This is a genomic window from Haladaptatus sp. DYF46 (genome assembly GCF_021083305.1).
GTDB lineage: Archaea > Halobacteriota > Halobacteria > Halobacteriales > Haladaptataceae > Haladaptatus.
In genome coordinates this window covers 113,537-131,002 of sequence record NZ_JAJFAY010000005.1, presented here as the reverse complement: position 1 = coordinate 131,002, position 17,466 = coordinate 113,537, and the positions used below count along the sequence as shown (strand labels likewise).

The 17,466-nt window shown below is 50.5% G+C and carries 17 protein-coding genes; 10 read left to right on the top strand and 7 right to left on the bottom strand.

Annotated elements, in window-relative coordinates:
- The first annotated feature begins 26 nt into the window (after positions 1-26).
- Both LJF34_RS20790 and LJF34_RS20785 read left to right on the top strand, forming a co-directional pair.
- On the top strand, positions 27-959 hold the full coding sequence (locus LJF34_RS20790; RefSeq protein ID WP_231187460.1) for a hypothetical protein: 933 nt from the start codon (positions 27-29) through the stop codon (positions 957-959).
- A 26-nt stretch (positions 960-985) separates the two neighbouring features.
- The gene (locus LJF34_RS20785; RefSeq protein ID WP_231187459.1) at positions 986-1,294 is read left to right on the top strand and encodes a hypothetical protein; all 309 of its coding nucleotides are present in this window, start codon (positions 986-988) and stop codon (positions 1,292-1,294) included.
- 280 nt (positions 1,295-1,574) lie between these two features.
- On the opposite strand, the gene LJF34_RS20780 is transcribed toward LJF34_RS20785, so the two are convergent.
- Positions 1,575-1,787 carry a hypothetical protein gene (locus LJF34_RS20780; RefSeq protein ID WP_231187458.1) on the bottom strand — a complete coding sequence of 71 codons (213 nt, stop codon included), beginning with the start codon at positions 1,785-1,787 and terminating at the stop codon, positions 1,575-1,577.
- Positions 1,788-2,112: 325 nt separating this feature from the next.
- Here LJF34_RS20780 and LJF34_RS20775 point away from each other — a divergent pair, with 325 nt between their 5' ends.
- From LJF34_RS20775 to LJF34_RS20760, 4 genes are all read left to right on the top strand, one after another.
- Entirely contained in the window at positions 2,113-2,349 is a 237-nt protein-coding gene (locus LJF34_RS20775; RefSeq protein WP_231187413.1) for a hypothetical protein, read from the top strand.
- A gap of 36 nt (positions 2,350-2,385) precedes the next feature.
- On the top strand, positions 2,386-2,640 hold the full coding sequence (locus tag LJF34_RS20770) for a hypothetical protein (protein ID WP_231187457.1): 255 nt from the start codon (positions 2,386-2,388) through the stop codon (positions 2,638-2,640).
- On the top strand, positions 2,627-2,899 hold the full coding sequence (locus LJF34_RS20765; protein WP_231187456.1) for a hypothetical protein: 273 nt from the start codon (positions 2,627-2,629) through the stop codon (positions 2,897-2,899). The genes LJF34_RS20770 and LJF34_RS20765 overlap by 14 nt, the downstream gene beginning before the upstream one ends.
- 675 nt (positions 2,900-3,574) lie before the next feature.
- On the top strand, positions 3,575-4,870 hold the full coding sequence (locus tag LJF34_RS20760; protein WP_231187455.1) for an O-acetylhomoserine aminocarboxypropyltransferase/cysteine synthase family protein: 1,296 nt from the start codon (positions 3,575-3,577) through the stop codon (positions 4,868-4,870).
- 1 nt (position 4,871) lies between these two features.
- On the opposite strand, the gene LJF34_RS20755 is transcribed toward LJF34_RS20760, so the two are convergent.
- From LJF34_RS20755 to LJF34_RS20730, 6 genes are all read right to left on the bottom strand, one after another.
- The gene (locus tag LJF34_RS20755; protein WP_231187453.1) at positions 4,872-6,125 is read right to left on the bottom strand and encodes a transposase; all 1,254 of its coding nucleotides are present in this window, start codon (positions 6,123-6,125) and stop codon (positions 4,872-4,874) included.
- A 3-nt stretch (positions 6,126-6,128) separates the two neighbouring features.
- Positions 6,129-6,269 carry a hypothetical protein gene (locus LJF34_RS20750; RefSeq protein ID WP_231187451.1) on the bottom strand — a complete coding sequence of 47 codons (141 nt, stop codon included), beginning with the start codon at positions 6,267-6,269 and terminating at the stop codon, positions 6,129-6,131.
- Positions 6,270-8,131: 1,862 nt separating this feature from the next.
- Positions 8,132-9,289: an NAD(P)/FAD-dependent oxidoreductase gene (locus tag LJF34_RS20745; protein ID WP_231187449.1), complete on the bottom strand. Its 1,158-nt coding sequence runs from the start codon at positions 9,287-9,289 to the stop codon at positions 8,132-8,134.
- 189 nt (positions 9,290-9,478) lie between these two features.
- Positions 9,479-11,002, bottom strand: coding sequence for an aldehyde dehydrogenase family protein (locus LJF34_RS20740; protein ID WP_231187447.1), 1,524 nt, complete (start codon positions 11,000-11,002; stop codon positions 9,479-9,481).
- A 192-nt stretch (positions 11,003-11,194) separates the two neighbouring features.
- On the bottom strand, positions 11,195-11,824 hold the full coding sequence (locus LJF34_RS20735; RefSeq protein WP_231187445.1) for a helix-turn-helix domain-containing protein: 630 nt from the start codon (positions 11,822-11,824) through the stop codon (positions 11,195-11,197).
- Between the two features lie 196 nt (positions 11,825-12,020).
- Positions 12,021-13,544 carry an aldehyde dehydrogenase family protein gene (locus LJF34_RS20730; RefSeq protein WP_231187443.1) on the bottom strand — a complete coding sequence of 508 codons (1,524 nt, stop codon included), beginning with the start codon at positions 13,542-13,544 and terminating at the stop codon, positions 12,021-12,023.
- Between the two features lie 149 nt (positions 13,545-13,693).
- Here LJF34_RS20730 and LJF34_RS20725 point away from each other — a divergent pair, with 149 nt between their 5' ends.
- The 4 genes from LJF34_RS20725 (at position 13,694) to LJF34_RS20710 (ending at position 17,442) form a co-directional block, all read left to right on the top strand.
- Positions 13,694-14,758 (top strand): zinc-dependent alcohol dehydrogenase family protein, encoded by a 1,065-nt coding sequence (locus LJF34_RS20725; protein WP_231187441.1) that lies wholly within the window; start codon positions 13,694-13,696, stop codon positions 14,756-14,758.
- A 732-nt stretch (positions 14,759-15,490) separates the two neighbouring features.
- Positions 15,491-15,898, top strand: coding sequence for a class I SAM-dependent methyltransferase (locus LJF34_RS20720; protein ID WP_231187439.1), 408 nt, complete (start codon positions 15,491-15,493; stop codon positions 15,896-15,898).
- 75 nt (positions 15,899-15,973) lie between these two features.
- The gene (locus LJF34_RS20715) at positions 15,974-16,306 is read left to right on the top strand and encodes a dihydrofolate reductase family protein (protein ID WP_231187437.1); all 333 of its coding nucleotides are present in this window, start codon (positions 15,974-15,976) and stop codon (positions 16,304-16,306) included.
- Positions 16,307-17,115: 809 nt separating this feature from the next.
- A complete protein-coding gene (locus LJF34_RS20710) occupies positions 17,116-17,442 on the top strand; it encodes a hypothetical protein (RefSeq protein ID WP_231187435.1) in 327 nt (108 codons plus the stop codon).
- The last annotated feature ends 24 nt before the right edge of the window (positions 17,443-17,466 follow it).

The following is a 17,466-nucleotide window of genomic DNA, read 5'->3' as shown; positions in this document are numbered from 1 at the left end:
AAGGTTATACACTCTAGTGTCGGTGTATGGGAACGGACCAGTTCACACAAGCACTCGACGACACTGAAAGCGTGCAAAAACGCTATGCGAAACAACTAGGAATCAAACCAGACCGGATTCCGTTCACCGCGGAAACGCTACCGAATCCAGAGGTTGCCGTCCGTGTGAACGATGACTTACTCAACGAAGTCGCTTCACACATTCTGAACCGAGCGGGCCACGTCTCGATCATCGACCGGCGCGGGGCAGGGGAGACTCACTTTCGCGATCTCGTCTATGACGCACTCGCAAACGGCCCCCGAAGCGAAGAGTTCCACATTGCACGGATTCGTGAAGTCGAGTCAATCACAACACGACGATTCTACACGCGACTACTAGACGAACTATCCCAGTATGAAGACCTGGAGATACCGGATGCCTATCCACATCCGACCGATGAGGTCCGACAGATCGTCGAAGACGTAGCCGCTCAGCTCGAAGAACAGGATATCGCCTGCATCATCCAAGTGGATCAACTCGAGGATGCAGCACGCAACACGCGTACATACGAACAGCTACTCGCCGCGTTGCAGAGTGTCGGTGACCTCGGTGATGAAGAACCAGTATTCCTGTTGTTCCTGTTCGGTACACCGATAGCAAGTGAGCGAATCGACGAACTTCGCGAGACACTTACCTCTCGTCTCGTCGCGAAGGATCGATCACTGGAACGGTTTGGTTTTGCCGAGACTGATGAACTGATCGGACGGTGGCTCGCGTTCGCACGCGAAGAAGAGTACAGTGATGGCTACTCATCTGATCCCTACAGTGCAAGCGCAATCGACGAGGTTGTCGATCGAAGTGACGGGACTCCCCGATCGATTCGGCAACAGTGTTACCACGCATTCCGTGCTGGCGCACGGCAGTTCGATGACATCGAAACCGTAGAGATTGACGACTCGACACTCGATCAGTACACTTAAGCTTAATGATAAGGTTAAGATCAACAATGAGTAATCCACTGAACGATGCGATGGATGCAGCAGAATCGGGTGGGGAGACAAACGAAGAGACGTCGAGAAACGAATTCGACGCGGACGAGTATTTGAACAAACTCGGGGAGGGACCAAAAGAACAAACTGTTGGCTTCTCAGTCGACGAGCCGATGCACCGGTTTTACAAAGAACTGCAGAGCGACGACAACCTCGAATTCAACGTGGCCGAGTCATTTCGCGAGCACCTAAAGAAGCTAGCTCGTCGCCATCCGGAAACGTTCGAACGCGCGATGCGGAAATGGGAAATCGATAGGCAATACTAATCTTAAGATTAAGTTTAAGTTTGATACAATAGTCTTGTCAATGACTCAGCGTTGGAAATCTGTAGCAATGCAAATATCCGGTAGAGTTACGAACTAGCGATATCGGAGCAAGAAATCGGGGAGTGGCCACGCTATTAACATTAATCTTAAGATTAAAAGCACTCGTCAGTGCTATCTGCTCTAAATTAGCGACCCAATTCACGAGCAGATTCGGCGCTGGTGTACAGGGCGCTTGATCACCGACGTTGAATCCTGCATCTGCAGCACCGGGGAGTTGGACCTAATAGCCATTCCCTGCGATTTGGAGTGAAGCATTTGTAACGCGGTGGATCGAGACAGTGTCGAGCGCGGCTGACGTTACGAGTTCAATGAAATTCACGTCATTGATGCGGCCGAGGTCGTCGTCGGTCTCTTCGACGAATCCAGCGGCTCGGGCGGGCTTTGTAACCTGGAGAGCGAGGCCATCGCCGGACCGTTTGATTGTGTTGGGCATTAGTGGTTAGTATTCTATGCTAACCATGAGTGTTTGCCTTGTCGTCCCGTTCTCGGCGCAGTAGTGATGCTGAGAATGGTAGAATCGAATTTGGAGGAGGTACGTTCAGTTTCACTTCCACTGTGGATGGCTGAAGACTTTATCCGTCGGATACCAAGCGTCGAGTGCAGTTAGCAATCCAGCAGCCGATGTGGGTTGTCGTACTCATCCCAACCCATACACCCATATCGGCTGCTTATTCCTCTTACTACATCGCATTAACTAGTGGCACGAATAGACTTTGACCGAGGGTTTACCTGTGTGGTAGGTGAATTGGAGAGTACGAATGGTTCCAAATGGGAAATCTCCGCTCTCCCCACTTGCGCAAGACGCGCTTGATGCGCTCGCGAGACGTCTCCCTGAAGAGCGCGAGCTCACCTACGAGCACGCCTATTCGATTTTGGACGATGAAGAGGATCTCGGACGACCATCTGCCGAGGATATCATCGAACGGCTGCACGATAAGGGCCATATTTACGAAGTGGAGGGAAAGATTCGACTCACCGACTACAGCTCTGAATAGTGACGTCAGTCTCGGTCCGAGCGGTTCGAGATTCCGGTGCTTCTGACGTTACAGACGGACGATACGCTGACAGCACCGGTTCACGACATTGCTGATCAAACGATTCAGTGTGAACAGACCGAGTTCGGCCCACGGTTTGCAGGCGAGGAGTGCGAGACGTTAGTCTACCCGTTGGAGAATGGGCTGGTCCAAACGACGCTCGCGTATTGGAACCGTATTCTCGCCAATCGGCATCCGGCGATGGTTGACGCTGATGTTTCACCGGAGGTGAGTGCGAATGGGGCGTACTAACACAACGTATCGTGATTTGCTGCAGGCGATGGAATCTCGATGGAGCAAGTATCGACGGGCACTCCGTCACGCTGACGAGCCCGTCTTCGATCGACTCTTCGAATATGCCCGCGCTCATGCGGATGCGAGTGGGGTTCAGAACCACCAGTTCGTCGAGATTCCAGCGTTGATTTCGATGCTCATCGAGCAGCAAAAGCAGATTGAGGATTTAGAAGACCGACTCGATCACGTTGAGGACGAGTTGAACGATCGAGGATGAGGACATGATGTACAAAATCGACTACGTCGACGGCGACGTGCTCAAATGGTCGGTAACGAGTCGGGGGCGAGGTGTGAAGTCGATGAGTTGTACACACCCACGATCTATATCTCTGCCCATGGTGACGGCGAATTTTCGATGGCACGTGCTGCACTCCGAGACCATCCTCCCGTCGTTCGGGTTGCTGTCGTCAATGAACGAGTGAGCTTTCGCCACAATCCTGAAAAGTACTTCAGGTGGACGTGGTCGACCTCAAGGCGGTGAATTCAGTAGCGTGAACGGTGAGTAAATGGGGTTCGCCTGGTGTGTATCGCTGTTATAATGTCGGCTTCTCGCGGGAGTTTCGATACTGTCTCGAAGAAGGGGTTGACCCACTACCGACCCACGAACTCTCGCAGATGCAGATAGCCATTGGAGACAGAGCTTACAAGTGAGAGGGTTACCGAACTCACGATTGACGATGCGCATAAGGAGTTGATTCGAGCAGTCGATAGGTATCGTGACTCGGGGGCGGTTTGTAGGGGAATTGCGGTCGTGGATCGATCGGCTTGCGCGTGGAGCGGTCGATCCGAATGAGTTGGTGACTACGGTTGGCAGCTCACAATGTTGTCAACGATCTCGGCAAGCTTTCCCTTAATACGTTCACATAATATCCCAGATTTCATTTAGGAATGCATGAGCGACGATCCTACTGGTAGTTCATTCGCTACTGACTCACTGCACGCCGGTCAAGACCCTGATCCTGTGACTGGGGCACGAGCGCCACCACTCTACCAAACCACTTCCTACGTTTTCGAAGACGCCGAAGATGCAGCAACCCAGTTTGCGCTCGAAAAGCCCGGCTATATTTATTCTCGATTGATGAATCCGACTCTTGAGACGCTACAAGATCGACTTGCCGCTCTTGAAGGCGGTGTCGGGAGTGTCGTCACTGCATCTGGGATGGCTGCGCTGAACCTCGCAACGTTCCTACTGGCAGAGGCTGGCGACAATATCGTCACAGCCTCCTCATTATACGGAGGTACATACACGTACTTCACCCATTCAATCGAACGCCGAGGTGTCACAGCCAAATTCGTGGACACACTCGACTATCAGGCATACGATGAGGCCATCGACGACGATACTGCCTATGTCCATCTTGAGACGATCGGGAACCCAGCCCTCGACACACCTGATATCCAGCAGATCGCCGATATCGCTCACGACCACGGCGTTCCCTTACTCGTCGATAATACCTTCGCGACACCCTACCTCTGTCGTCCACTCGAACATGGCGCGGATCTCGTCTGGAACTCGACCACAAAATGGCTTCACGGCTCCGGTACTACCATTGGTGGCGTGATTGTTGATGGTGGCTCATTCCCTTGGGGCAATTATCCAGAGAAATATAGTGAGATTGCTCAAGATAACCCTGCATATCATGGTGTCAACTTCGCGGAAACATTTGGGGATGAGGCGTTCACATACGCTGCGATTGCCCGCGGACTCCGCGATCTTGGAAACCAGCAAGCGCCTTTCGACGCTTGGCAAACTCTACAGGGACTCGAAACGCTTTCCCTTCGGATGGACCGTCACTGCGAGAATGCAATGGCAGTAGCCGAATATCTCCGAGATCATGAGGATGTTGCGTGGGTGAACTACCCGGGTCTCTCTTCCCACAAAACTCACGATACGGCTACCGAATATCTCGAAGGCGGCTACGGTGGTATGATCACTTTCGGTCTTGCGGATGGATACGACGCTGCGCGAAAAACCGTTGAATCGACAGAGTTGGCGAGTTTGCTTGCTAATGTTGGTGATGCAAAGACACTCATCATTCATCCAGCTAGTACGACCCATCAACAGCTTACAGACGCTGAACAGGCTGCTTCCGGGGTCACTGATGATCTCGTTCGCCTTTCTGTAGGTATTGAAGATCCCGGACAGATCATTGCTGATCTTGAGAACGCTATTGACGCCGCCACGTGAACTACCCCGCGTACGGTGACGCGGGGCTTCCTGCTTCCACGACGCGCTTTGCATTCACCCGAACGGGGGTGAACGTAGTGAGCGCAGTCTGCACAGGCGTTGATTCGGACCGTCCCGGCCCTATATCCGCTGAAAAGAGTTCTTCTAAACCTCTGTTTTGAATATTCTTCGCCGCGTTCAAATCGCGGTCTTCCGTATGGCCGCACGCCGGACATGAGTGTTCCCGAACCCACAGTGGCTTGCTGGTCTCGACACTACATCGAGAACACTCTTTCGTCGTCCCACGTGCATCGACACGGAGAACGTATGTTCCATGGAGTTCGCCCTTGTATTCGAGCAAGTCGAGAAACCGCGACCATGCCGCGTCCTGCTTGTTCTTGGCGGAATGGCTGGTTTCGAGCATCGACTTCACGTCCAAGTCTTCGACGAACACCGCGTCGTATTCCTTCACTAACCACGTCGAAAGTTTGTGCTGAAAGTCGAGCACCTTCCGTTTGATTGCTCGCTTGGCTTTCGCCGTTTCCCGCCGTTGTTTCTCCCAATTGGCCGACCCGTGTTCTTTCCGGTCTAACGACCGTTGTTCTCTTGCATATCGGTCGTACTCATCGGTTACGTCGAGCGATTCGACCGAGAGGTTGTCCGTAGTGTGGATGTACGACAGAATCCCAAGATCGACCCCGACGCTGTTCGTGCGGTTGATGCTCTCGATAGCGGGTTTCTCCACTTTCGGAATATCGGTGACGAAACAGGCGAACCATTCGCCGGTTGTCTCTTTCTTGAGGATGACGCGCTTGATGTCGTCTGTTTTCGGGATCGGGTGCGATTCCCTCACCCGTAGGTCGCCGATTTTGGAGAGATGAAGTGTCACGTACCCATTTTGGCCCGTGTTGTTATCCACGTTGAAGCCTTCTGATTGATACGCGACTGACCGTACTTCTCCCGCACCTTGCCACCGCAAACGCCCAACTTTGTAGCCTTTCTTTCGCTTTTTCCGCAAGGTTTTCAGGTCTTTGTGGATTTGCGAGACCGTTTGTTGGGCGGCATGTGCTGACACCTCTTTCCATTCCGACCACCGTTTCTTCCACGCCGGAAGCTTGTTGACTTGATCGTACGCACTCGGTTTGTTGGTAGGTGCGTGAGAATAGTAGTCTCTGACGGCGTGGTTTCTGATTTGGCGGTGAATGTTGATATGTCGCCACGCTTCGCTGGCCACTTCCTCGTTGGGATAGGCACGACAGCAAAGCGTGATGTCCATGTGTTAATCGTCCTCGGCGTTGAGACCGGCGCGAATGAGGTCGGCGTAGGCGCGTGGCATTCGAAGCCCACGAGCGTCGGCGTACTCTTTGGCGCGTTGGATGTCGTCGTCTGAAAGGGCGACTCTGAGGTGACGTTCGTCCATTGTGTTGCAATTCATGGTATCATCCGTGGTAACATAGTTGTTGCGATTGTGCGGTTGGTTGGTCATTGGACGCGATTCACCCACGGGTCAGGTGACCCGTGGTACTCTCGCTGTATTTTATAGACGGCTCTTGTCGTTTCGATACCGAGCCGATAATCAGAAGGGATCGACAAAATGGTTTGATATCGATGATACACAGAAAGCGTTGATTCGAACGGTGGATGCGTATCGTGATCCAGAGGCAGTTTGTGAGGAACTGCGGTCGTAGGTTGATCGACTTGAGCGAGGGGCAGTTGATCCGAATGAGTTGGTGATCACGAATTGGGTTTCGAAAAAGAAGGAGGACTACACGCAGTCCACGCGGAGTGTAGCAGCATTAGAGCGAGCGGCTGAGTTGGGGTTGGTGCATGCCCCTGGACAGAGCGTTTTGTATGTGGTGATGGATGATTCGAAGTAGTCGCGAGAGCGAGTGATGTTGGCGAGTGAGAATCTGGGTGCGTATGATATTGGGTTTTATCGAGAGTTGTTAGTTCGTGGGGCAGCGAGTGTGTTGTCACCGTTTGGGTGGCGCGAATTGGATACTGAGCAGGAACTGGAGCAATATTCCGAGTCCAGTTTACAGTCATTCGGATAACGTTCGATCCAACAGTACACTCCCGGTTGAGATTTTCCCATGGTTCTCTCTTGGATTAGCCATCGGTGTCAGCTTCAACCGAACCCTCTTTGGTATCGTTCGGCCCATCCCAGACTTGCGCCGTCGTCGCACAATCTCCAAGTAGTGCGGCGATTAGATTGAACAACGCTTTGTGAATTTCGTATCAGGACACGACATGTATTCTTCTTTCTTCGAAACCATATCATGTGGCTATCGGTACAAAAATCTACAACCCACCGAACGGTCACCGCTGGAAACTCGGACTCACAGATTACTCGAAGTATATCGTCGCCAGTAATCTGAATTAGTGATTTCAGAGATTCGCTTACGTCGTTTCTACGTAACAGAGACGGTTATAGGGAATATATCCAACGAGATCTTTCTCCTCGTTACGAAGTTGTAAACCATTGTCTCCTTCTCTTATATCGTGACATTCTATTTCCTTGTTATCCGTCGTTATTGCTACTAACTTTCCCATGGTCTAAGAGGTGAGTTCAGAACTAATGAAGGTTTCCAGCATGCAGTACTTGGCTACACGATGGTTCATGTCCAGTTTCAATACCAGCTAGTGACGAACGTATCTCACAACGGAGACGATAAATCCGAATACACCCAGTAACAGGAATGGAACACCAACCGGAGATGATTCAGCACCCATCTCTGGAGAGAGTATGTAATAGACTCCCAGAAGAGTAAATGTGGCTGCGAGCACCACGTTCCACCGTTGGTTTGGAAATATTGTCGTTTCCTCGGACGTGGAATCTGGCGAAGACATACTCTTCTACTGTTTTGAATACGGAAAGCTATTTCTGTAATATAGACTCTACCCCCCATTGTTGAAAGTCACTATCGAAGACAAACAGATGCTCTATCTCGTGCTCTCGAGAAGCACTGCACTCGTGTGATCGACAAATGAAATCTGATGGCCGTCAAAACGCTCGAATCAGAAATATTGGCCTGTTCGATGAACGATCCCGGTGGTGTGAACGATTCTGTTTCTTCAAGTCGCGTATCCAATTCCACTTTATCCCAGAGATTATCATTATCAACCATGTCTATTTGAATACCTCCCCCAATAATAAAGATCCCTATACCGTGAACATTTCCTTTTGAATAGCAATAAAAAATTCAGTAATGGCGTCGATAGGTCACCTACCGAACCCTGTTATGGCTTCGTCGATCACATCTCCCCGGAAATGGTGAGTGCTTAGAGTGTCTTCCAGGACCTGAGGGCGCGACTCCAAGTCGTCACACTAGCGATCCAGCGTGCAGCAACCATCTTTTTCAAGATTTGTGCCGGATAGGAGCCAAACGTCTCGATAGGGGAAACTGGTACACTATGTGCAACAGCGGATTCACCGATCGAAATTACAGTTCCTTTATCCGAATAATTCCACGCTTCAAGTGGTTTCTCGTCAATTGACCGCTCAATATTTTTGGCGACGGTATTAGCAGCTTGCCAAGCAGCTTGTGCAGTTGGCGGAATAACGCCATCTCCATCGTTGATGAGCCCTGCGTCGCCAATTACGAACACGGAGTTGTCACTCGTCTTGAAGGTCGTGTCTGCCTGCACTCGATTGTGTTCTTTCGCGACCGAGACGGATTCCATGGTATCCCGCCCTGTAATCCCTCCCGTCCAAATAAAGAGATCAAAGTTAGCGGAATTTCCACTCGCAAACTCGATCTCAGTTGCTTTTGCTTCGGTAATTGGGTCATCAGTAAGGATATCAATGTTCGCCTGTTCTAATTCCCTCCGAACGGATCGCTGGAGGTCAGATGAATGGCCTGGCATAATTGACTCCATTGCTTCAACGAGAGTGACCGAAATTGGGAGCCCTTCTTCATCAGCTAACGCGGCAATTTCACCTGCAGTTTGGATACCGGAGAGACCTGCACCACCAACAACGACGTGTACTGGATTCTCTTCTGAAGCGGTATTCGCTTGATCTCTCAACTGATCGTGGATGGCTAGTGCATCATCAAGTGACTTCAATGTATGTGCATTATCCGACAATCCGGAGATTCCATAATAGGCGGTCTGGCTCCCAAGAGCAATGAGAACGTAATCATATGATATTTCAGTGCCATCATCAAGACTGATAACTTGTTGATCAGTCTCGATAGTTTCGACCCGACCCCGGATGAAGTTCGTTGATGATTCCTTAATCTCATTGATCGGAATTGTAATTTCGTGTTTTGCATCTGGATTTCGAATTACTCTGTGTACCTCATGCAGCACTAAGTGATAATCATGGAGGTCAACCCATGTTATATTACAATCTCTATGCTGAAAACGCTGTTCTAAGCTTTGCACTGCACTTGTCCCCGCGTACCCTGCACCAAGTACGACAATATCATGGCTCATACGGAGTAATGGATTACAAATAATACTAAATATTCGATTAGTGCAAATATTACACTGCCAAATGGCCCAACTCATGTAAACTTTGCATGAGTTCGCCGTTGCAGAGGTTGATTACTATAGAGGGTACATCGAGAGGTAAATCCTGCAGCAGCTAGCAGTTGAGAAGAGGAAACTGATTACCGGAAATTTTCACTCAAACCCGACATTAATGCTCTTGGTTTGGGTATACTCTTCTAAGGTTTCAAACGCAGTCTCACGACCGGTTCCAGATTGTTTGTAACCACCAAATGGCTGACCGGCTTGAAATTCATTGTAGGTGTTGATCCAGATATTACCCGCTTCGATATCGCGTGCTGTCTTATAGGCAGAATCCAAATCGTCCGTGATGATTCCTGCTGCCAAACCGAACTGCGTGTCATTCGCCAATTCGATCATCGTATCATAAGAGGACCACCGAAACACTGCTTCGACGGGACCGAAGATTTCCTCTTGTGCAACCCTGCTTTCGTGGTCGAGGTCTGAAATCACGGTTGGTGCGACAAAATTTCCATCAGTAAGCGCTTCATCATCAGGGGGCCCTCCACCAGTTAGAATTTCCGCATCCGCCTCCTGTGCCCATCCAATATATCGCATCGTTCTCTCCAACTCGGCCTGTGATACTTTCGGACCTAGTTCTGTTTCGTCTAGGAGTGGATCCCCAACTGTCAGACTTCCAACTTCACCCATATATGCCGGGAGGAACTGGTCGTAAATATCCTCATGGATTAGCAACCGAGTCCCAGCACAGCAGCACTCTCCTGCGTTGAAAAATAACGCTTTAGTTGTGACTGTTACTGCTTTTTCTATATCAGCATCCGGAAAGACGATTACAGGACTTTTTCCACCGAGCTCTAACGTAAGATCAGTGATCGAGTTCGCAGTGTTCTTCATCACACCATGGCCGACTTCAGTTGATCCTGTAAAAGCGATTTTTCGCACATCGTCATGGCTTACAAGGGGTGCACCTGCTTCGGCACCATATCCGGTAATAAGGTTGACAACACCGGGCGGTAAAACATCTTCAGTTTCGCGGATGAATTCAATTATCGATAGAGGAGTCTGCTCAGCTGGCTTCAACACAGTTGTATTCCCGGCGGCAAGAGCCGGTGCCAATTTCCATGAAGCCATCAGCAACGGGAAATTCCAGGGAGTGATTTGTCCAACCACTCCATAGGGCTCTTTAATTGTCTGGATATGGTTATTACTATCTGTAGGAATTGTTTTTCCTTCCAAGAAACGGGCAGCACCAGCGAAGTATCGAAAGTGATCGATTACTAGCTCAATATCGTCACGGGATTCAGTAATCGGTTTTCCGTTATCAAGCGATTCAAGTTTTGCAAACTCCTCTCTTCGAGTCTCGATACGATCTGCGATTTCGGTTAATATTCGTTGCCGGTCTGCTGTCGAATATGCGGCCCAACAATCATCATATGCTTCCCAGGCAGCATCAACCGCACGATCGATGTCAGCTTCGTTCCCGGCTTGCACTTCAGCGAGGACTTCTCCCGTTGTTGGGTCGCGTGTTTGGAGTGTCTGTCCGGAGGCACTGTCGACCCAATTGCCTCCTATGTAGAGTTGAGCAGTATAGTACGGGAGGAGGTCATTCGCGACTTCTCTGTGTCGTTGTTTGATGATCTGCTTTCGATTCGAAGATGTATTAGAATGTGTTGGCATTGCTCGAAGTGCTAGTCAATATATCTTTAGTGGTTCTACATAACTATTTGGTGCGGTTGTGGGAGACGTTAAGATTGGTAACTACTATCTCGTGCATCGCGCCCGCCCTTCTCTGATCCGCCCATACCGATCTCGATAGAGGCCGACACGGAAAACAAAGCACAACCCTATATGTATGAATTCGAGCCAAATTCAGTCATTTGCCCCACCATCTGTGGCGACTACCCGCTCTGTCTCATCGTCGAGATCTTCTTCACGGTCCTCTGTTTCCCCGTCGTTGTTTTTTACGAACTTTTCCCCTTCTTCTGTTTCGTGGAGAATTTGCTCGAGTACCTCCGTATCGTTGCGGAATTTGTGTATCTCTGGCAGGGAACTCGAATCAAACTGCGCGATCAAATCGCCATGTTTCTTGAAAAATTCGTGTTTCCAAGTTTCGCTTTTCTCGTGCTTTCGGAAGCGGGCGATAAACTGCCAGTGATGATAATCGTCTGCATTGAAGAACATCAAGACGTGGGGGTCATTCATCAAATCGTCATAGCATTCTTCCCACCGATCCTCAAAGTTAGGATAATGAAATGCGATTTGGAAAAGGTGGTACTCAAAAAAGCTCTCATTTAATAGGGAAACTTGTCGAAACACGTCCTTGTCGCTCAACTCACGAAGAATATCGTTCACACGATTGTGCGACAGAGAGATCCCATACTCATCCTCTAATCGTTCCTTTAGCACTCGCACCGAAGCAGTTGGATGCTCGATACGGGCCTTCAGAATAGCGATATCCCGAGCAGAAATATCGTCGATCTCATCGATGGCAGAAGGCATGGTCTTATTGTGTCTATGGGGGTTCCAGATTAAAGGTCTTTTCACTTTTTACGTTCGTTTGGCCTTCTCTGACGGGGTCTCTACGTTATACCGGGTTGTATTCTAGAAACAACGTGTGGATATTACCCGCACTAAAAATGGTCAGTGGCTACCTGATGGCAAGGATCGCCATTGGGAGGCCAGGAGCCAACGATCTCTATTCGAGAGCGATATTGAGCGTCTTTGTCTGTGTGTAGTGTTCTATGGCTTCAAATGCAGTCTCGCGACCGATACCAGATTGTTTGTACCCGCCAAACGGTTGTCCAGCAGGGAATTCGTTATAGGTATTCACCCAGATATTTCCAGCTTCGATGTCTTCTGCAGCCCTATAGGCCTGGTTCAAATCATTGGTGATCACACCTGCCGCAAGTCCATAGTCAACGTCATTCGCCAGTTCAATCATCTCGTCATACGATGACCACTCGAAGACTGTTTCGACGGGGCCAAAAATTTCCTCTTGAACGGGACGGCTCTCGTGATCGATGTTCGTGAGTACGGTTGGCGAAACGAAACACCCATCACTGAGCGCCTCATCATCGGGAGCATTCCCGCCCGTTGCGATATCTGCTCCAGTCTTGCGTGCCTCTTTGATGTAATCTAGTGTCCGATTGACCTGATCCCGGGTGACCTTGGGGCCAAGAGTGGTTTCCTCAAGAAGGGGATCTCCCATGGTCAATTTCTCTACCTCCTGGACGAACGCATCAAGGAATTCACTTCTGACATCCTCATGAACGAGAAGCCGTGTTCCCGCACAACAACACTCACCGGTATTGTGGAACATCCCGATTCGGGCGACTTGGGCTGCCTTTTCGATGTCTGCATCCGGAAACACGACTACCGGACTCTTGCCACCCAGTTCTAGGGTGACGTCCGTGATATTCTCTGCAGCGTTCTTCATCACACCTCGACCGACCTCTGTCGATCCGGTGAATGCGAGTTTGTAAATGCCGTCGTGACGCGACAGCGGTTCACCTGCTTCGGAACCGAAGCCAGTAACCACGTTAACGACACCATCGGGAAGAACGTCGTCAATTTCACGCATGAGTTCTAAGATCGAGAGTGGAGTCTGCTCAGCGGGCTTTAGGACAACAGCGTTCCCAGCCGCGAGGGCGGGTGCCAACTTCCATGCGGCCATCAGTAGCGGGAAGTTCCAGGGAATGATCTGCCCAACCACTCCGTACGGTTCCCGAAGCGTCTGGATCTGATGATCACCGTCACTGGGAATCGTTTTTCCGCTGTTTATCCGTGCGGCACCTCCGAAATATCGGAAGTGATCGATAACGAGATCGAGATCGATTCGAGCCTCCGAAATCGGTTTTCCGTTGTCAAGTGATTCGATCGTCGCGAAGTCTTCTTTCCGGGCTTCGATTCTATCTGCAATTTTACTGAGGACTTGCTGACGATCTGCTGGCGAGTATGCAGACCAGCATGTATCGTAGGCTTCCCAAGCGGCATTGACTGCATTGTCGATGTCAGCCGCGTTGCCAGCTTGCACTTTTGCGAGCACTTCGCCCGTTGTTGGGTCGTGAGTTTGGAGCGTTTGACCGGCTTCACTATCGAGCCATTCGCCTCCGATGTAGAGTTGGCCTGGTTGAGTTGGGATTTGTTTTTCTGCTGCCTCGTTATGACGCTGTTTAATCGCTGTTTTCGTGTCGGTTGATCGTTGAGAGTCGGTCGACATTACGACAGTGATTCTGTAGCCATCATTAATAACAATTTCTGTTCGGCAGTTACATATAAATCTGATATCCGATTTTGCAATTACAATTTACACTAATTCCGCCCGGACCCGGTAAATATTTATAATATAGTGATAGACAATGACGTGCAATGCGAGCTGTAGTACTCGAGGAATTCCAAGAACCGCTGCAAGTACAGGACGTCGAACGACCGGAGCCAGAGTCACATGGTATCGTCGCAGAAGTCAACGGCTGTGGTGTGTGCCGAAGTGACTGGCATTGTTGGCAAGGAGATTGGGATTGGTTCGGCTACCGACCAGACCCGCCACACATCCTCGGCCACGAGCCTTGTGGCACAGTCGTAGCCGTGGGCGAAGATGTTGAGAGCGTCTCGGAAGGGGACCACATCGCAATTCCTTTCAATTTCGCCTGTGGAAAATGTGACCTTTGTCGAAATGGGCACGAGAACATCTGTGAGAATCACGTCGGCCTCGGCTTCATGAACGAAGCTCCGGGTGCGTTCGCCGAAGAGGTTCACGTACCACACGCAGATATCAACGCCGTTCCGCTACCGGACAGCATTCATCCTGATACAGCTGCAGGAATCGGGTGCCGATTCATGACGTCGTATCATGCGATGGCGCATCGCGGTGATGTCGGCAATGGCGAGGACGTCGTTATTCACGGTCTCGGTGGCATCGGACTTTCTGCCGTTCACATCGCGAACGCGCTCGGTGCGAACGTTATCGGAGTCGACCTCTTCGATGAAAAACTCGACAAAGCAGAAAGCCTTGGCGCAGTTGAAACCGTGAATGCGAGCGAAGTTGACGATGCTGCAAAGGAGGTTCAAGATATCACGAACGGTGGTGCTGATTGCTCAGTCGATGCACTGGGAATCGAGACGACGTGTCTAAATGCTGTGAATTCGCTCAAAAAAGGCGGCCGACACGTTCAGGTTGGACTGACAACCTCTGAGGAAGCGGGCCAAGTGCCGCTGCCGACCGACGAATTCGTAGCCAAAGAGATCGATTTCCGTGGCTCGCTTGGTCTCCAACCATCTCGGTACTCCGAGATGCTGGATATGATCAAGACGGGTAAGCTCGACCCGACCGAACTCGTGTCGGAAACAATCTCGATCGATGAAGTTCCAGATACGCTTGCGGCAATGAGCGACTACGATACGATGGGTATCCCCGTCTGCAGTGATTTCAGCTAGATATCCATCTAGCTAATAATTTTTATGGCGATATCTGTGCTGTGGTGATATCCATTTAGGCATCTCCATAGAACTGTTCTCTCCCAACCGGAGTAGAGATCCGCAAAATCATGGTATTCTTGGTCGCTTGAAAAATCGACAGTTTCCATTCCTTTTTATGATTCCATCGACTGTGGCATGTCGAAGCGTTGTCCTCGACGGTTTATCGCGAACGACACGGACCGACCTGAGGATACAATCGAAAAGACGGATACTGCGCGTATCGGACTCGCAGCCCAGCGTTTCGATACCGGTAGAACAAGCTCCGTTGTTCTGGTGACCACGGACAAACCAGCGGGACAGGCTGCAGAATCACCGCTTCCAAGCCATGGGTTCACAAACGACGTTGAATATCGGTATGCCAGTGTCGAATCCCTCGAGACGATCACTGCCGCCGAGTTCGACGACTAAGGAATACCTTCTCCTCGATACAGAACGATTCGAGACGGCACAGCAACGCGCACAGGCCGAACAATTTGCAATACAACCGACGACGGGATGCTCAACGCGTTCCCGCCCGAGGATGAAGACGATGCCTAATTAGACGACCGTGATTGTGAGAGGCTTGGTGGTTCTCGTGCTGACCGGGCGTACGAACGGGACGGAAGGACCTGCCGAACGAGATATTCGAAACGATTACAGTCCCACCGAGTAGATCCATTACATGGATTTGCGCCATTCTGGAGCGGTACCGTGAGCGCTTCAGTCTCAGCACCTGAACGACCGCTCACCCATGTCTACGACGCGGCATATACAGGTGTCCCGAATTGGGATATCGGTCGACCGCAGCGTGCATTCGTTCGTCTCGCCGAAACTGGACGCTTCGAAGGGCCGATATTAGAAGTGGGCTGTGGAACTGGTGAATTATCGCTGTTTCTCGCCCGTCAGGGGTACGACGTACTCGGCATCGACCTCTCGTCGGTGGCGATCTCGCAAGCTAATAAAAAAAGCTCGTTGGCGCCGAGTTTCTGCACAGTTTCTCGTCTGGGATGCACTGGATCTCCAAGGACTGAAGAATGCAGAATTTTCGTTTCGTACGGTCGTCGATTCAGCGATGTTCCATATTCTCGGCGATCGGGAGCGCGATCGATTCATCGCTGAACTCGGGAAAATCGTGCGAAAAAGTTCTTCGCCGCATACTGGCCGACGGCGGGAGAAGGAGAGACCGCCGACTTGATGAACAGCATCGACAAGTTCGTCGCATCGAGGACCTTGGACGAAGTGAAATGGCAGAATTCTACATTGCTCAAAGGGGATGCGGCAGAGGCCGTCCCCGAGTTGAAACGACAGATCAGCGGTGACCTCCGGGTCATGGGCAGCGGCGAACTCGTCCAGACGCTCATGCAGCACGATCTCGTCGACCAGTACCAGCTCAAGATCCATCCAAAAATCCTCGGGAGTGGGAAGAGACTCTTCAGGGAGGGAAGCAAGCGAACCGATTTAGAACTTCTCGACAGGAAAATGACCGGGACAGGCGTCGTAATTCTCAAGTACCCGATTGAAAAATAGGAATAGACGGGAGAGGCAGGATCGGGGTTCGAGTTCTGAGCTCGCGTAAATCAGGTGACCCGGACGCTCTCTAAGCAGACCCACCGATCAGTCGGTTCACGCTCGGTTACACTGCAAATAAGTCACGCATCAAATCCATCCTTCGAGGTCGTAAAGATGAGACTATACGGGCAATAGCGTGCCCAGGTTGCATGATTTGGGACAGCAGTCGAAACTTCTGGCGCCAGTTGACAGTTCGACCCAGAGCTGTGGCTCATCGACTGGCATTTATTGTATCGTACCGCAGTTCTAGCCACTTCTTGTCTGCTTCAGCAGCGTGAGAACCATGTTTGCCGTTATGAGTTTCTTTAACCTTCGTTGACCATTAAATAGTGTCGGACAATAATACTGTGTATGGAGTACCGTACACGGTCGCGTATCCGTATCCTTATCGGTCTTGTTGTAGCTCTCCCTATTTTTACCAACTATTGGTTTGGTTGGCCAGAGATCAAATCATATCTCGAAATGGCAGTAGTAACGATAGCTGCTTTACTTTTAGTTTTAGGATGGGCGTACTACGATTTCTTTACCCAGAGAAACTCGCAAAACACGTAGTTTGCGCCCCCCACATCGTGAATGAATGCCTTGAGAACACCAATTCCAACTAATGTTCAAGGTACATTTTTGTTCCCAATATCTCGATTTTATGGCCTGCTCGGTCGCCGATGGAGGGATTGTCCTCCGCCAAATCAATCGCGACGATTCCAGCGATCTAGTCATATGAGGGTTCCGGAGTAAATATATGCCCGAGTATTAGTTATTATAGTATAGTGGGAGAACGGACACGGCGACTAGGTGGCTTCTTAACCCGATATGGAATCTTCTATCCGGGCATTGCAACTGGGTGCTCCTACCTCGCGAGCACGATTCTTGAAGCGAGTTTCGAAATCATCCTATTTACCGTATTCGCGATAGCCACTGTCCTAACCGGGTTCAGCGCGATGAGTGGTCCGTCGTCGAACGATCCAGTTCATGCTCAAGGCGGATTCTTCGGCACGGTTAACGCTGGGGAAGACTGGGGAATTACTACGATTGTCAAACTGGTCCTGTTTGACGTGGGAATGGCGGTGGTGCTCACCCTCTACACTTTCGCATGAGCTGACCCTCGGGTGAATACTACC

Bases quoted from the DNA above. Each gene is read 5' to 3' on its own strand.
- LJF34_RS20790 (WP_231187460.1), top strand. From the start codon at position 27: ATGGGAACGGACCAGTTCACACAAGCACTCGACGACACTGAAAGCGTG.
- LJF34_RS20785 (WP_231187459.1), top strand. From the start codon at position 986: ATGAGTAATCCACTGAACGATGCGATGGATGCAGCAGAATCGGGTGGG.
- LJF34_RS20780 (WP_231187458.1), bottom strand. From the start codon at position 1,787: ATGCCCAACACAATCAAACGGTCCGGCGATGGCCTCGCTCTCCAGGTT.
- LJF34_RS20775 (WP_231187413.1), top strand. From the start codon at position 2,113: ATGGTTCCAAATGGGAAATCTCCGCTCTCCCCACTTGCGCAAGACGCG.
- LJF34_RS20765 (WP_231187456.1), top strand. From the start codon at position 2,627: ATGGGGCGTACTAACACAACGTATCGTGATTTGCTGCAGGCGATGGAA.
- LJF34_RS20760 (WP_231187455.1), top strand. From the start codon at position 3,575: ATGAGCGACGATCCTACTGGTAGTTCATTCGCTACTGACTCACTGCAC.
- LJF34_RS20755 (WP_231187453.1), bottom strand. From the start codon at position 6,125: ATGGACATCACGCTTTGCTGTCGTGCCTATCCCAACGAGGAAGTGGCC.
- LJF34_RS20750 (WP_231187451.1), bottom strand. From the start codon at position 6,269: ATGGACGAACGTCACCTCAGAGTCGCCCTTTCAGACGACGACATCCAA.
- LJF34_RS20745 (WP_231187449.1), bottom strand. From the start codon at position 9,289: ATGAGCCATGATATTGTCGTACTTGGTGCAGGGTACGCGGGGACAAGT.
- LJF34_RS20740 (WP_231187447.1), bottom strand. From the start codon at position 11,002: ATGCCAACACATTCTAATACATCTTCGAATCGAAAGCAGATCATCAAA.
- LJF34_RS20735 (WP_231187445.1), bottom strand. From the start codon at position 11,824: ATGCCTTCTGCCATCGATGAGATCGACGATATTTCTGCTCGGGATATC.
- LJF34_RS20730 (WP_231187443.1), bottom strand. From the start codon at position 13,544: ATGTCGACCGACTCTCAACGATCAACCGACACGAAAACAGCGATTAAA.
- LJF34_RS20725 (WP_231187441.1), top strand. From the start codon at position 13,694: ATGCGAGCTGTAGTACTCGAGGAATTCCAAGAACCGCTGCAAGTACAG.
- LJF34_RS20715 (WP_231187437.1), top strand. From the start codon at position 15,974: ATGAACAGCATCGACAAGTTCGTCGCATCGAGGACCTTGGACGAAGTG.